Annotated in this window: 11 protein-coding genes; 2 read left to right on the forward strand and 9 right to left on the reverse strand. The window is 70.3% G+C overall.

What is annotated here, in order from left to right; all coding sequences use genetic code 11:
* Nucleotide 1 precedes the first annotated feature (1 nt).
* The 4 genes from IEY33_RS05145 to IEY33_RS05160 all read right to left on the reverse strand — a co-directional run bounded on the left by IEY33_RS05145 (nt 2) and on the right by IEY33_RS05160 (nt 5,317).
* Nucleotides 2–736, reverse strand: coding sequence for a ferritin-like domain-containing protein (locus IEY33_RS05145; RefSeq protein WP_188961193.1), 735 nt, complete (start codon nt 734–736; stop codon nt 2–4).
* A gap of 125 nt (nt 737–861) precedes the next feature.
* On the reverse strand, nt 862–3,126 hold the full coding sequence (locus IEY33_RS05150) for a catalase (protein ID WP_188961194.1): 2,265 nt from the start codon (nt 3,124–3,126) through the stop codon (nt 862–864).
* Nucleotides 3,127–3,356: 230 nt separating this feature from the next.
* On the reverse strand, nt 3,357–4,658 hold the full coding sequence (locus IEY33_RS05155; protein ID WP_188961195.1) for a sensor histidine kinase: 1,302 nt from the start codon (nt 4,656–4,658) through the stop codon (nt 3,357–3,359).
* On the reverse strand, nt 4,658–5,317 hold the full coding sequence (locus IEY33_RS05160) for a response regulator transcription factor (protein WP_188961196.1): 660 nt from the start codon (nt 5,315–5,317) through the stop codon (nt 4,658–4,660). The genes IEY33_RS05155 and IEY33_RS05160 overlap by 1 nt, the downstream gene beginning before the upstream one ends.
* Before the next feature lie 213 nt (nt 5,318–5,530).
* Here IEY33_RS05160 and IEY33_RS05165 point away from each other — a divergent pair, with 213 nt between their 5' ends.
* Entirely contained in the window at nt 5,531–6,475 is a 945-nt protein-coding gene (locus IEY33_RS05165; RefSeq protein ID WP_188961197.1) for an AraC family transcriptional regulator, read from the forward strand.
* An 88-nt stretch (nt 6,476–6,563) separates the two neighbouring features.
* Nucleotides 6,564–7,493 carry an NADP-dependent oxidoreductase gene (locus tag IEY33_RS05170; protein ID WP_188961198.1) on the forward strand — a complete coding sequence of 310 codons (930 nt, stop codon included), beginning with the start codon at nt 6,564–6,566 and terminating at the stop codon, nt 7,491–7,493.
* Nucleotides 7,494–7,571: 78 nt separating this feature from the next.
* Here the strand turns inward: IEY33_RS05170 and IEY33_RS05175 are convergent, their stop codons facing one another.
* From IEY33_RS05175 to IEY33_RS05195, 5 genes are read right to left on the reverse strand one after another with little or no spacing between them, the layout of a single operon-like run.
* Nucleotides 7,572–10,142 carry a polynucleotide kinase-phosphatase gene (locus IEY33_RS05175; RefSeq protein ID WP_188961199.1) on the reverse strand — a complete coding sequence of 857 codons (2,571 nt, stop codon included), beginning with the start codon at nt 10,140–10,142 and terminating at the stop codon, nt 7,572–7,574.
* Nucleotides 10,139–10,873: a hypothetical protein gene (locus IEY33_RS05180; protein ID WP_188961200.1), complete on the reverse strand. Its 735-nt coding sequence runs from the start codon at nt 10,871–10,873 to the stop codon at nt 10,139–10,141. The genes IEY33_RS05175 and IEY33_RS05180 overlap by 4 nt, the downstream gene beginning before the upstream one ends.
* Nucleotides 10,870–11,625: a nucleotidyltransferase domain-containing protein gene (locus tag IEY33_RS05185; RefSeq protein ID WP_188961201.1), complete on the reverse strand. Its 756-nt coding sequence runs from the start codon at nt 11,623–11,625 to the stop codon at nt 10,870–10,872. Before IEY33_RS05185 ends, IEY33_RS05180 begins: the two co-directional genes overlap by 4 nt.
* Nucleotides 11,622–12,533 carry a nucleotidyltransferase domain-containing protein gene (locus IEY33_RS05190; protein ID WP_188961202.1) on the reverse strand — a complete coding sequence of 304 codons (912 nt, stop codon included), beginning with the start codon at nt 12,531–12,533 and terminating at the stop codon, nt 11,622–11,624. Before IEY33_RS05190 ends, IEY33_RS05185 begins: the two co-directional genes overlap by 4 nt.
* A complete protein-coding gene (locus IEY33_RS05195) occupies nt 12,530–13,894 on the reverse strand; it encodes a 3' terminal RNA ribose 2'-O-methyltransferase Hen1 (RefSeq protein ID WP_188961203.1) in 1,365 nt (454 codons plus the stop codon). Before IEY33_RS05195 ends, IEY33_RS05190 begins: the two co-directional genes overlap by 4 nt.
* Nucleotide 13,895: the final 1 nt, after the last annotated feature.

Genomic DNA, 13,895 nt, shown 5'->3' on the forward strand with positions numbered 1-13,895 from the left:
TTCAGCCCTGCCCTGCCGGGCGGTGAGCGTCCACGAAGGAAGATACCGCAGGGCGGGCGCGCGGACCGGTGAAGGCCATGACCTGCTCGGCACTGGGCAGGTCCGCGCGGACGCGTCCGGCCGTCACGGCGCCGACGAACGGCGCGAGGACCGGCGGGGCGTCGGTGATGAGACGCAGCGGCGCGGCGGGCAGGGTGAGCTCACCGGGACCGTAGCCCGCAAGGTGCGAGAGGAGCGTGAGGTGCTGCGCTTCGCTCGCGCCGAGTTGCGCGGCCGTGGCGGCCAGGGTGGCATGACCGGCCCCGGCCAGCTGGTGCGCCGCAGCGAGGTACGCGCCGGTCAGGACGCGCTCCAGGTGCAGTCCGGTCTCCGCGAAGGCGGCCGCGTCGGTTCGGACGGCGACCGGCAGGGAGAACCTCTGCGTGAGGGGGCGTCCGCCGAGCGTGCCGAGCAGGTCGAGGTGCGCCTGTTCCGCGGCGAGCATGGCGTGCAGGTGCGCGCGGGTGTCGCCGTTCATGCCGAACGTCGCGCCGCTCAGCGCGTGGTGGTAGAAGGTCACGGCGAGCGCCTCTGCGGTGGCGGCCATGTTCAGCACCTGCGCAGGGCTCTCGGACGTGCCGGGCGAGGGGAGCGTGGCGCGCTGACCGAAGGCCTGGTCGAACCCGGCGACGGCGACGCCGCCGGTGAGGTAGCGAAGTAGGGTGCGGCGGCTGGTGCTGGGGTGATGTTCTGTCATCGTTCCTCTCTGTTCGGAAATAGGGTGGTGGGAGGCCCGCTGGCCCAGAGGCAGGGCGGCCGGTCCGGGAAGGGAGCACGCGCTCCCTCCCGTTCACGTGATTTCCCTCCGGGAAGCGCGGCGGATCAGACCTGCGGGCGGCCCCAGTAGCGGTGGGCGGCGAGGGCCTGCACGAACGCCTTGACCGTCCTGTCCGCGTCCGCCTGGCCGATCAGGATGCCGTGCGTGGCGAGCGTCTCGGCTGCGCCGGCCGTGAGGCTCATCGCGCCGACCTCCGAGAGGTTCTGCACGCCCTGCGCGGGCGCCGTTCCGTCTTTCGTGCCGGCGAGGCTGCGCAGCAGGCGGCCCACCGGGGACGCCGTGAGGATCTCGGCACCTTCGCCGAGCGCGCCGATGGGTTTGGCGTGCCGGTACGCTTCGGTCACGAAGGTCTGCGCCTCCGGGCGGGCCATCAGGGCGCGGGCGCCGCCTTCCCCGCCGGGGACCATCACGGCGTCGTACAGGACGGGGTCGGTGTTCCCGAAGGTCTTCGTGGCCTCGATGCCGGGCGCGATCGTCCCGAGGTGCGGGCCGACGATGACGCCCTTCGCGCCGGCTGCCGTGAGGGCCGCCGTGAGCGAGGCGACCTGCGCGGCGTCCGTGCCGGGCGCGACGAGCACCGCGACCATGCGGCCTTTCGGGCTCATCGGCTGGTTCTCCAGCTGGCTGAGGCCCGACGCCTTCTGCAGTTTCCCGGAGGCGGTGGTGCGGGCCGTGGCCGTGCCGAGCAGCGCGACCTCAGCGGCGCTGTCCTGACCGGCGCCGGGCATGACGGCGTTCTTGCTGCGGGGCGCCTCGCCGATCACGACAGCCACCTGCGACGCCAGCACCGGGTGGATCTGTTCGAGCTGATCGAGCATCCGGACGCGGATGTCGCGGACCGTGCAGTTGCTCAGCTCGAACGCGAGGGACTTCGTGATGTGCTCACGTTCGACGGGCGTCACCGAGTTCCAGAAGAGGCGCGCCTGACCGTAATGGTCGGCGAAGGACTTGGCGCGCGCCCGCTGCTTCACGCCGCTCAGCCGTTCCGGGTAGCTGACGTAGCCGTTCACGCCGGCCTTGGCTTCCTGAGCGCCGCCGAGCGTGTTGGGGAAGTACGAGACGCGGCCCGTGTTGATGGTCTGCCGCATGTGGCCGTCCCGCTGGTTGTTGTGGACCGGGGCGAGCGGGCGGTTGATCGGCAGTTCCACCCAGTTGGGGCTGCCGAGACGCGAGAGCTGCGTGTCGAGGTACGAGAAGAGTCGGCCCTGCAGCAGGGGGTCGTTCGAGAAGTCGATGCCGGGCACGATGTTGGTCGGCATGAACGCGACCTGTTCCGTCTCCGCGAAGTAGTTGTCGGGGTTGCGGTTCAGGACCATCCGGCCGACGCGCTGCACCGGCACGAGGTCCTCCGGGACGAGCTTGGTGGGGTCGATCACGTCGAAGTCCCATTTCGCGGCCTGCGCTTCCGTGAAGACCTGCACGCCGAACTCCCATTCGAGGGTGCCGCCCGCGTCGATGGTCTCCCACATGTTGCGGCGGTGGAAGTCGCTGTCCTTGCCTGCGATCTTCTGCGCCTCGTCCCACACCAGCGAGTGCGCGCCGAGCACCGCCTTGAAGTGGAACTTCACGAGGTGCACGTCACCGGCCTTGTTGATGAGGCGGAAGGTGTGGATGCCGAAGCCGTCCATCATGTCGAAGGAGCGGGGAATGGCCCGGTCGGAGTGCACCCACATCAGCATGTGCATGCTCTCGGGCGTCAGCGAGATGAAGTCGTAGAAGGTGTCGTGCGCGCTCGCGCCCTGCGGGATCTCGTTGTGCGGTTCAGGCTTGACGGAATGGATCAGGTCCGGGAACTTGATGGCGTCCTGAATGAAGAACACGGGGATGTTGTTCCCGACGATGTCCCAGTTGCCTTCGCTGGTGTACATCTTCACGGCGAAGCCGCGCACGTCCCGGGCGGTGTCGGCCGCGCCGCGCGATCCGGCGACGGTGGAAAACCGCGTGAAGAGCGGCGTATTCACGCCGACCTCGGTGAGGACGCGGGCGTACGTGTACTCGGCGAGCGACTTCTCCAGCACGAAGTACCCGTGCGCTCCGGCGCCGCGGGCGTGCACCACGCGTTCGGGAATGCGTTCGTGGTCGAAGTGGCTGATCTTCTCGCGCAGCAGGAAGTCTTCGAGGAGCGTCGGGCCGCGCTCTCCGCCGCGCAGGGAGTTGTTGTCGTCGGTGACGCCGTGGCCGAGGTTGTCGGTGAGGGTGGCGCCCGGCTGGACCGTGTTGACGCTGAGGTCCTCGGCCTTGCTCTGATCGTCGATCCGTGCGGGCGTGGGGTCGAGGGACAGCGGGGTGGAGCGTTTGCGTGGTGCCATGGTGGACCGCCTTTCGTCGGTGAGGGCTGGGGGGTGGGTGGGCCTGCACCTCAGGACAGCGCCGCCGTGTAAGACGGGCGTAAGAAAGCCGGGTGAGTGAAGGAACACCCAATTGGCCGGGCCGACGCGCGCCGCGGCTCCAGGGCGTGCAGCACGCCCGGCGGCCCCTGACACCCGGACGATCCGGCGCGGCCGGACGGAGGACCTTCACACCGGAAGGCGGGGGCGGGTCAGGAGCCGGACGCACCCGCAGGCGGGAACGTGACCTGAACGTCCAGCCCACCCTCGCTGCGCAGCGTGAGGACGGCGCGGTGCGTGACGGCGATCCGTTCCACGATCGCGAGCCCCAGACCGGTCCTCGGGCCGCGCCGCGCCGGGTCGAGACGGTAGAACGGCTGGCGCAGGTGCGGCAGCGCGTGCACGGGCACGCCGGGCCCGGCGTCGCGGACCTGCAGCGTCACGCCGTCCTCCGCGCCCGTCACGGACACGAGCACCGGCGCGCCCTGCCCGTACTGCATGGCGTTCTCCAGCAGGTTCTCCACCAGCTGCGCGAGCAGCGTCGCGTCGCCCTTCACGGTGACGTTCCCGCGCGTCCCGAAGTCCAGCTGCACGTCCGGCCACGCCTCCCGCGCGCGGTCCACCCCGCGGCCCGCGAGGTCCGAGAGGTCGACCGCCTGCCACTGCACCTCGTGCTCCCCCTGCGCCAGCAGCAGCAGGTGCTCGCTCAGGCGACGCACGCGTTCCACGTCCACCAGCGCCTCCGTGATGTCGTCCCGCAGGTCCGCCTCGCCGCGCGGCCCCACCAGCGCGCCCTGCAGTCTCGCCTTGACGGCCGTGAGCGGCGAACGCAGGTCGTGCGCGGCCGCCTGCGTGAACAGCGCCTCGCGTTCACGCAGGTCCGCGATCTGCGTGAAGACGCGCTGCAGCACGCCCGCCAGCCGACCGAGCTCGTCGCGGCGCCCCGCGCCCGGCAGGGCCCGGCGCCACTCGCCGTCCCGGCCGACCGCCTCCGCCGAACGCTCCAGCCGCCGCAGCGGCGCCAGCAGCAGGCCCGCCAGCAGATAGCTCAGCAGCCACGCCAGGCCCACCGACACCGGCGCAACCACCGTCAGCGACTGCAGGTACGACCGCAGGGGATTGACGGTCCCGAGCGCGTCGCTCGCCAGCTGAACGAAGCCCGGCTGCCCCTCCACCACGGCCGTTCCCACCAGCACCTCGTGCCCGGCCGCGTGCCTGAATCCCGGCGGCAGGGTGGCAGGCAGCGGCGGGAAGTCCGGCGTCTGCGCGTACACCGATCCGGCCCGCAGCACGCGCACGTCCACCGTGCGTGGCAGGCCGGAAAGCACGGACGACCGTGAAGCGTCCGGCCGGTCCAGCCGCCCTTCGAGCTGCGGGAGCAGCATGCTGAGCCGTTCGCGTTCCCCCACCGTCAGGAATGACCGCAGCGCAGCGTACTGCACGCCCGACACGACCAGCACCACCAGCAGCGTCAGCAGGGCCACGCCCGTCGCCAGACGCGACCGGATCGTCATCACGGCGCCCGGTACCCCAGGCCGCGCGAGCTTTCCAGTGCGTCCGGCGAGAGCTTCCGGCGCAGGTAACTCACGTACACGTCGACCACCCGTGACGCCCCGTCGAAGCTCGGCCCCCACACCCGCGACAGCAGCTCCTCCCGCGTGAACCACCGCCCGCGCGCCGCGACCAGCGTCTCCAGCAGCGCGTACTCCCGCGCCGTGAACCCGACCGGCACCTGATCCCACGTCACCTGACGCCCGCGCATATCGAGCCCGCCGCGCCCGGCGGCGAAGGCCAGCATGTCGTTCGCGGCGCCCTGCGCGCGGCGCACCACGGCCCGCAGGGTCGCCAGCAGTTCCGGCAGTTCAAACGGCTTGCTGAGATACGCGTCCCCCCCCAGGTCGAGCCCCGCGACCCGGTCCTTCAGGGCGCCGCGGGCGGACACGAAGATGATCGGCGCGTCCACCCCCTCGGCACGCAGGGTCCGCGCGACCTGAAAGCCGTCCAGACCGGGCAGCAGCACGTCCAGCAGCACCGCGTCGTACTCGCCCGAACGGGCCGCCGCCAGCCCCCCCTGCCCGCACGACTGGGTGACGACGACGTGCCCCGCGTCCTCCAGCGCCCGCGCCGTCGGCCGGGCGATGCGCGGGTCGTCCTCCACCATCAGGAGCCGCACGGCACTCCCGGCAGGACGAAGCGGCAGCAGCGGGACACGGAGGTCATGATGGCCCCACTCTAGGCACGGCCTCCACCGCCCCGGGTGAAGACACGCCCGTCAGACCTTCAGAAACCGGCGTGGCGGGACGGGGCAGGTCCCGCCCGTGCCCGCCCTCCCGCGCGGGCGGGCACGGCGTAGACAGCGCCGGACGACCTGGGCAGACTGTGCACGATGACCCACGTCGCGTCCCCCACGTCCGAACTCGTCCCGAAGACGGTCCTGCAGGGCGGGGCGCGGCTCTTCGCCGCGTCGTACGTCATCCGGAACGCCGAGCTCGGCCGGATCTGGCGGTGCGGCTTTCACGCGCTGCTGTGGCTGAGCGGCGGTGAAGCCACGCTGCACTGCGACGGTGAACGCTTCGAGGTGCGTGCCCCCGCCCTGATCTGCCTATCGCCGGGGCAGGTGTACCGCTGGAGCGCGGCAGACGACGCCAGCCGCGCGACGCTGCTCGGCTTCGAGGCCGACATCTTCACGGCGGGCCGCGCCCAGGACGGGCTGCTGGACGTGGCGCTGCTCCACGACCTGCCGCTCTTCCGGCCCGGGGGGACCGCCATGCTCGCGGCAGCACAGAACGCCGCCACCCTCGACCGCCTGTTCGACCTGTGCCGGCAGCGGTACCGGCAGCTCAGCGTGCCGTCCGGCCGTCAATCCTGGAGGGTGCTGCCCAGGCATCAGGAGGGCGTGCTCCTCGGTTACCTGCACGTCATCCTGGCCGAGGCGGCGACGCTGGCCCCGGCGCAGGCCCTGCCGGTCCCGGCCGCCAGCAGCGACCTGCGCCTGTCACGCCTGTTCCGCCTGCACGCCGGTCAGCGCGCCCTGGAGCGGCTGCCCGTCGCCGCGTACGCCGAGCTGCTGCACGTCTCACCCGATCACCTGACGCGCGCGGTGCGGCGCGCCACCGGGCAGACGCCCAGCGCGTGGCTGCAGGAACAGCTCCTCACCGAAGCGCGGCGGCGACTGGCCCTCACTGCACAGCCGGTGGAGCAGGTGGCCGAGGAGCTGAACTTCGCCTCGGCCTCGCAGTTCAGCCGCTGGATCCGCGTCCAGACCGGTCAGACGCCCCGGCAGATCCGGCAGCAGGGAAGCGGAAATTGGACGGTTCCGGGCGGACTTTGATCTTCCGGCCGGAAGTCCGGCGATCTAGATTCAGAGGCATGAAGGGCACCGGTTCATTCACCCGGAGCCCCACCCCAGGAGGGTTCTGATGCCACAAGCAGTGAGGCTCCACGAGTACGGCGGTCCGGAGGTCCTGAAGATCGAGCAGGTCCCGCAGCCGACCCCGGCGGCAGGTCAGGTCGTCGTGCGGGTCAAGGCCGCCGGAATCAACCCTGGTGAGGCGTCCATCCGCAAGGGCGTCTTCAAGGACACCTGGCCGTCCAGCTTCCCCTCCGGCCAGGGCAGCGATTTCGCCGGCGTGATCGAGATGGTCGGCGAGGGCGTCTCCCACCTGCAGGCAGGCGCGGAGGTGATCGGCTTCACGCACGACCGCGCCAGCCACGCGGAGTTCGTGGTCGTGCCGCACGACCAGGTGACGCCCAGACCGGCAGGCGTGCCGTGGGAGGCCGCAGGTGCCCTGTTCGTCGCCGGAACGACCGCGTACGCCGCCGTGAACGCCGTGGACGTGCAGGACGGCGACACGGTCGTGATCTCCGGGGCCAGCGGCGGCGTGGGCACGATCGCCGTGCAGCTGGCCCGCCTCAGGGGCGCGCGGGTGCTGGGCATCGCCAGTCCGGCGCGGGCCGAATGGCTCACCGCGCACGGCGCGGAACCCGTGCCGTACGGCGACGGCCTCCTGGAGCGGCTGCAGGCCACAGCTGGAGGGCCGGTGGACGCGTTCATCGACACGCGCGGTCAGGGCTACGTGAAACTCGCCGTGGACCTGGGCGTCCCCACGCAGCGCATCGACACCATCATCGACTTCGCCGCCGCCCAGGAGTACGGGGTCAAGACCGAAGGCAACGCGGTCGGCGGGCGCACCGAGGTGCTGGCGGAACTCGCCGGCCTGATCGCGGCCGGACAGCTGGAAGTGCCGATCGCCCGCACGTTCCCGCTCGAACAGGTTCAGGACGCGTACCGCGAACTGGAACGCGGCCACACCTTCGGCAAGATCGTCCTCACCCCCGGGGAGGGCTGAAGCGCCCCGGCGTCCCCACCCTCCTCGCGCTGAACTGCGGGGCAGGACGGAACGCACGGCCCCACGGGAGAGGCCCACTCAGAGACGCGGGTCGAGCGGTTCGCTGTCGAGGGCGAGCACCCCGAACACGCACTCGTGGGTCCGGCGGAGCGGTTCGTGCCGCACGAACCGTTCGAGTCCCTCGACGCCGAGCGCAAATTCCCGCAGGGCGAGCGTGCGTTTCGCGTTCAGGTTCCGGGCACGCAGCCGGTCGAGGTGTTCCGGCAGGGTGTACTCGGGCCCGTAGATGATCCGCAGGTACTCCCGTCCCCGGACCTTGATGCCCGGCTGCACCAAACCCTTCCTGCCGCGGGCCGTGAAGGTCGCGGGCTTCACGACCATGCCTTCGCCGCCCGCCGCGGTGAGGGCGATCCACCACGCTTCGGCCTCGGCGACACTGCCGGGATTCCCGAGCTCCACGTGCCGGTGCGCCGTGCCGGTCACCAGTCCGGGTGCGGCGCGCGCCAGCGACGCGAGCAGTTCGAGGTGCCAGGCGTGCTCCCGTTCCGTGTGAACGGCGCCCTCGCTGGCGAGCACGTGAAACGGCGCGACGCGCAGGTCGCCGGGCGACTTGACCGGCCGCACGTACGGCCGGTACGCGTCCGAGTACGCGCGGGTCAGCGCGAGCCGCTGGCGGGTCCGGGCGAGCAGGTCCGCCAGCGGCAGTCCGCGGTCCACACCGGCCTCCAGCACGGCCACCTCGGCGGGCAGGGCCGCCTGCGCCGCGGCCCCCACCGCGGCGTACTGTTCGCGGATCAGGGGCCCGGCCTTGAAGGACCACGGGAGGATTTCCGCGTCGAGGATCACCCATTCACTCCCGAGCGCCTCCCACAGTCCGGCCACCTGCGCGGCCCCGCGCAGGCCGTCCAGCACGCCGGACGCCAGGGCGTGGTCCCCTTCCTCGAAGAAGGGGCGGCCGGTGCGGGTGTACACGGCACCCGCATGGCCGTCCTGCACCCCGAACCGCTGCGCGGCCACGTCGGCCGAGCGCGTCAGCACGATCACGGCGCGGGACCCCATGTGCTTCTCCTCGCAGATCACGTGCGTCAGCCCGGCGCGGCGGTAATGCTCGAACGCCTCGGTCGGGTACTCCAGGAACCCGTCCCGTCCGCTCGTCTCGCAGGGCGACATGGTGGGCGGCAGGTACACCAGCCAGCGCGGGTCGGTGGAGTACCGGCCCAGCACCTCCAGCGCCGCTGCCGCCTCGGCCTCCCGCACGGCGATCCGGCCCCGCAGCCGCGTCTCGATGAGTCGCGCGCCCGTCACGTCCGCCAGATCCAGCAGCGTGTCGTGCTGCTGCTGAGCCGAGACGTTTACCGGACGGACCAGCGGACGGACCAGCGGACGGACCGGCTCGCTGTACACCTCACGGGCAGGCACGCTCAGCACCTCCAGCTCCGGGTACCGCAGGGCCGTGAGCGCTCCACCGAACACGCACCCCGTATCGATGTCGATGGTCCGGTTGAGCCACTCCGCCTGCGGGACCGGCGTGTGACCGTACACGACCAGCGCCTCACCCCGGTACCCGGCCGCCCAGTCGAGCCGGACGGGAAGACCGAATTCGTCCGTCTCACCTGTCGTCTCCCCGTACAGTGCGAAGGCCCGGACCCGGCCCGACGCGCGGCCCTGGAACGCCTCCTTCATCCCCGCGTGCGCGACGACCACCCGGCCCCGGTTGTGCTCGTCCCCGTCGAGCACGTAATGGCTGACGAGCCCACGGATGAAGTCCGCCACCTGTTGCCGGAACTCCGGACCCTCTCCTTCCAGCTGTGCCAGCGACCGGTCCAGGCCGTGCGCGACCGTGACCTTCTCGCCCCTCAATGCCCGCCCCAGCTTCTCGTCGTGGTTGCCGGGCACGCACAGCGCCGTACCTGCCGCCACCATGCCCATCACCAGCCGCAGCACGCCGGGCGTGTCGGGACCCCGGTCGACCAGGTCGCCCAGGAAGACAGCCTTACGTCCGGCCGGAGGTGTCACCTCCAGGCCGTCCAGCGTGTAACCCAGCTGCTCCAGCAGTTCCCGCAGTTCGGTCAGGCAGCCGTGCACGTCGCCGATGAAGTCGAACGGTCCGTGCTCGTGCCGCAGGTCGCTGTACAGCCGCGTGCGGGTGATGCTCACGGCCCGCACGTCCTCCGCCGAGCGCAGCACTGTCACGTGCCGGAACCCTTCGGCCTGCAGCTTGCCGAGTGACTTCCGGAGCTGACCCACCTGCCCCGAGATGACCTGCGGCCCGAAATGCCGGTCCGTCCGGGCGCGGTAACGGGCCATCAGTACGTCCTCCGGCAGGTCGAGCACCACCGCCACCGGCAGCACGTCGAACTCCCGGGCGAGCGCCACGATGTGCCTTCTGGCGTCGGCCTGCACGCTGGTCGCGTCAATCACCGTCAGCAGCCCGCGCCTCAGCCGCTGCCGCGCCACGAAATACAGCGCCTCGAAGGCGTCGTGTGTGGCGTCCTGAGCGTTCTCGTCGCCGCTCACCAGCATCCGGAAGGCGTCGCTGGACAGCACCTCACCCGGCGCGAACTGCTCACGCGCGAAAGTGGTCTTGCCGGACCCGGACGCGCCGATCAGCGCCACCAGACAGAGTTCAGGAAGGGAGATGGATGTCATGGTGCCACCAGGATTCGACGCATGACCCGGCAGGCGATCTCATAAGCTGGGAGCATGTCTGAACTTGCCGTTGCCACGCCAGAGTTCAAACGCGTGAGAACAGATGGTCGCAAGAACCAGTGATTCAGAAGATGGTGAGTCTGCAATTTATCTGGGGCATAGACGTTAAAATCTAAAGAGTCCTCTCCGTCTGAACGTAGAAACTGAATGGTAAGAGCGAGGTGGTCAGAAGCTGCCAGTGTTTTTGCTTGCTCCCAGAAGCTCAAGTACGATTCAGGGGACTCGTCCGTCTCGACGATGCTGAAAAATACATCCATTGCAGAAGTGTCATCTCTTCTCGCGGTCTTCATTAATGCCATCTGCCACCAGGCCATCAGATAGGCCCGAATCGCCTGCATCTGTTCAGGGGACCAGCTCGTCCAGGCAGTGTATTTCAGGCGACGAAGAGTCCAGCCGGCCCCTATCTCCTGAAGTTCGCCTTCGGCCACCAGTTCAAAAATGCGTGGCAGGAAGTATTTGAAATCTGCTTCAGTTCCGACGGTATCGGGCACGTTCCAGGCGTACGATTTCAGCTCGTCTGCTGTCAGCTCCGCTCTCGGCACCTCGACCAGCCGCGCCAGTTCTTCCTCGCTTATGCAGCAGTGGGTACAGCCTGTGATCCGGGCAGGCTGCGGAACGTCCGCGAAGGCCGTGTGCAGCTCCTCCACCGCTCGCTTCAGGCCCGCGGTCATATGGGCAGCCTCAGCCGGACGAGCAGGTCGCTCAACTCAGCTTCCACCTCCGGCTCGACGTTCGCCGGAAGGTGCGTGGCCACCTGCGCCTCTTCCAGCTGCCGGGTCAGCCGCCGGAATTCCGTCTCGTAGAAGCCCAGATCGCCCGTGAGCGGTTCCTTCTCGTGGCCGGTGCGCTTCTGCGCGATCAGGTCGTCGAGGTAGGGCAGTCGAGTCTCGGTGTTCAGCACCTCGAGGTTCGCTTCGATCTCACCGGTCCGCATGAGGTGCAGCCCGGTCAGCAGGGTGCGGAAGGTGTACAGCAGCGGCTTGATGCGCGGCGGGTCGTCACGGTTCAGCAGCTTCCACTGCCCGGCGCTGAAGCCCAGGTAGTGGTGCGCGTGGTGGCGGGTGACGCAGCGGCGGCCCAGGTCGCGCAGCTCGGCGTGCTCGCGCGTGGTGAGCACCACCAGCGGTGAGTGCAGCTGCTCCAGCACGTACCCGTTCGGTTTCAGCATCAGGGCCATGAACTTGCGCAGGTCGTGCGTGACGAGGTCGAGTTCCAGGCCGCCCACGACACGGTCCGAGTCGATGGTCTCGCGAATCGGGTGCAGGCCCAGCACCTCGCGGGCGGGCAGGACGTGCACGCCGCGCAGGTCCCAGTCGCTGTCGGGGCTGGGGAACCCGTACAGGTGCGCCCCGCTGACGGTGGCGAACAGGAGCGGGTAAGGGTGGGTGCGGACGGCGTCGTGAAGGGGGTGGGGGTAGATCATGGGTGCTCCAGCATCGCCGTTCGGGCGCGGATCAGGAAGGCGTTCACGCGGGCGGCGTCGGGACGTTCGGGCAGCCGGGTGGTCTGCACGGCCGCGGCCATCTGGCGGTGCAGGTCAAGCCGCCAGGCGTTCAGTTCGTCCCAGGGCACCTCGCCGCGCTTGACGGCCAGCAGCGTGCTCCGGTGCTCGCCGACGTGCACGAGAACTTCGCCTTCCTGGAGCACCGAGAGGCCCGACAGCAGGAGGCGCAGCAGGTGCATGGCGTGCTTCCAGCGGATCTCGCCGTGGTTGCGGAGGTCCGCTTCCAGCCGCTTGAACTGGCCCATCACGTAACTGTTGTACGTCTGGTACACGAGGGTGGACAGAAAGGCTGAGCGCATGGCGAGCAGTTCCTCCGCGAGGGGCGTGGCGTGCTCGACGAGGGGACTGTACAGCACTTCCAGGATGTTCGGGTTGGCTTTGAGGGCCAGCGTCAGGAATTTCTGGAGTTCCCAGTACGTTTCCTGGGTTTCTTCGTTCTCGAGCTGTTCCGGCACGCCCCACAGGGCCCAGTGCTGCGCGGCGGTGGGCAGCCAGAACCCGCGCCGGTCGGTGTCTGAGGTGTCGGTGTCGAGGCCGAAGGCGCGCGAGCCGACCACCACCCGCAGCTGAACCTGCGCCCACAGGTCACTGGACTGCGGCGCCACGAGGTTCCCCTGCTCGCGGTGGAGGCTCAGCTGACGGCGCAGGAAGCTGTGCTCGCTGCCGTCGGGGAACTGCACGCGGTAGGTGTGCGGCGCCGCGGTCGGTGCCCGGACCACCACCCCGAGCGTCCCGGCCGGGTGCAGGACGATCTGCGCGGGCGTGTGCAGCACGGAACGCGTGACGACGCGCGTGCCGACCGGCAGGACGCCAGTCTCGCCGTTCACGGAGCACTCCTGCTGAACACGGCCATCTGGGTGGGTGATCCGAGGTCCGCGTCGCTCTGCCCGACGGGCCGGACCGTGACCGTGTACCCGAACGTGTCGCTCACGCGCGCCGCCCAGCGGCGGAACGTCTCGCGGTTCCACTCGAAACGGTGGTCGAGGTGCCGCCGTTCTCCTTCCCCGAGGGACGCGTAACGGGCGTTGTACTCGGCGTTCGGGGTGGTGACGATCACGGTGCCGGGCCTCGCCTCACCGAACACCACGCGTTCCAGGGTCCACAGCCGCGGCTCGTCGAGGTGTTCGATCACCTCGACGAGCGCGGCGGCATCGTAGCCGCTCAGACGGGCGTCGCGGTACGTGAGCGAGCCCTGCAGCAGCGTCAGGCGGGCACGGACGGTGGGCGGCCGTTCGTCCAGGCGCAGGTACCGTGCCGCGCGGCTCAGTTCGCGGGCGCTGACGTCCATCCCGACGATCTCCCGGAACTGGGGGTTCGCGAGGAGGAGGTTCAGCAGGTGCCCCTCGCCGCAGCCGAGGTCCAGCACGCGCGCCGCGCCGCTGGCGACCAGTTCGGCCTCGACGGCCGCGAGCCGCTGCGCGTTCAGGGAAGGTGTGGCCGGCCCGGCCGCGGGCTCGTCCAGCGGTCCGAACGTCCCGGCTGCCGCCCGCAGCAGGTCCCGCTGGTGCTTCAGGGATCGGCGCAGGATCAGGTCGCGTTCCGGATGCCCGGGCAGCCAGCCGTCCCCGAGCCGCGCGAGGCGGTCGATCTCGCCCTCGTCGACGAAGGTGTGCCTGGCGTCGTCCAGCACGGGAATCAGGACCGTCAGGTGCGCCAGCAGCGCCCTGAGCTGCACGGTACCGCTCAGCTTCAGGTCGAGGTACGGGCTGTCCCCCCATTCGGGAAACGCCGGGTCGAGCGTCACGGGGCGGGCGTGCACCGCGTAGCCCAGCGGCCCGAACAGCCGCCGCGGGAGGTCCGGATGGCCCCGCGAGGGCAGGACAGGCAGGTGAATCTCGAACGGCAGCGCCGTGTCGGCGAGGTCCTGCCGTTCCTTGCTGCGTCCACTCAGGGCGGTGCCGAACGCTTCGCGCAGCGCTGCGGTCAGGGCACTGCCCGCGGCGTACGGGCGGTCGTTCACGTACGGTTCGAGCGGCGCGCTGCCGCGCCCGGCCCGCCCACGGGACAGGGCGACCGGGTCGAGCTCCACGAGCAGGGCCGCCGTGCAGCGCTCCTCGCTGACCTCGGGGTAGAACACCTGCGCCTGCCCTCCCGGCAGGGGGAACGTGAAGAGCCGGTCCGGATGCTTGTGCAGCAGGAACCCGAGGTCCGTGGCGGGCCGGTGGGTGGTGGTCAGGGTGATCAGCATG

It is taken from the genome of Deinococcus aquiradiocola (genome assembly GCF_014646915.1).
GTDB lineage: Bacteria > Deinococcota > Deinococci > Deinococcales > Deinococcaceae > Deinococcus > Deinococcus aquiradiocola.

Bases quoted from the DNA above. Each gene is read 5' to 3' on its own strand.
- IEY33_RS05185 (WP_188961201.1), bottom strand. From the start codon at position 11,625: ATGATCTACCCCCACCCCCTTCACGACGCCGTCCGCACCCACCCTTAC.
- IEY33_RS05145 (WP_188961193.1), bottom strand. From the start codon at position 736: ATGACAGAACATCACCCCAGCACCAGCCGCCGCACCCTACTTCGCTAC.
- IEY33_RS05150 (WP_188961194.1), bottom strand. From the start codon at position 3,126: ATGGCACCACGCAAACGCTCCACCCCGCTGTCCCTCGACCCCACGCCC.
- IEY33_RS05180 (WP_188961200.1), bottom strand. From the start codon at position 10,873: ATGACCGCGGGCCTGAAGCGAGCGGTGGAGGAGCTGCACACGGCCTTC.
- IEY33_RS05195 (WP_188961203.1), bottom strand. From the start codon at position 13,894: ATGCTGATCACCCTGACCACCACCCACCGGCCCGCCACGGACCTCGGG.
- IEY33_RS05155 (WP_188961195.1), bottom strand. From the start codon at position 4,658: ATGACGATCCGGTCGCGTCTGGCGACGGGCGTGGCCCTGCTGACGCTG.
- IEY33_RS05175 (WP_188961199.1), bottom strand. From the start codon at position 10,142: ATGACATCCATCTCCCTTCCTGAACTCTGTCTGGTGGCGCTGATCGGC.
- IEY33_RS05170 (WP_188961198.1), top strand. From the start codon at position 6,564: ATGCCACAAGCAGTGAGGCTCCACGAGTACGGCGGTCCGGAGGTCCTG.
- IEY33_RS05165 (WP_188961197.1), top strand. From the start codon at position 5,531: ATGACCCACGTCGCGTCCCCCACGTCCGAACTCGTCCCGAAGACGGTC.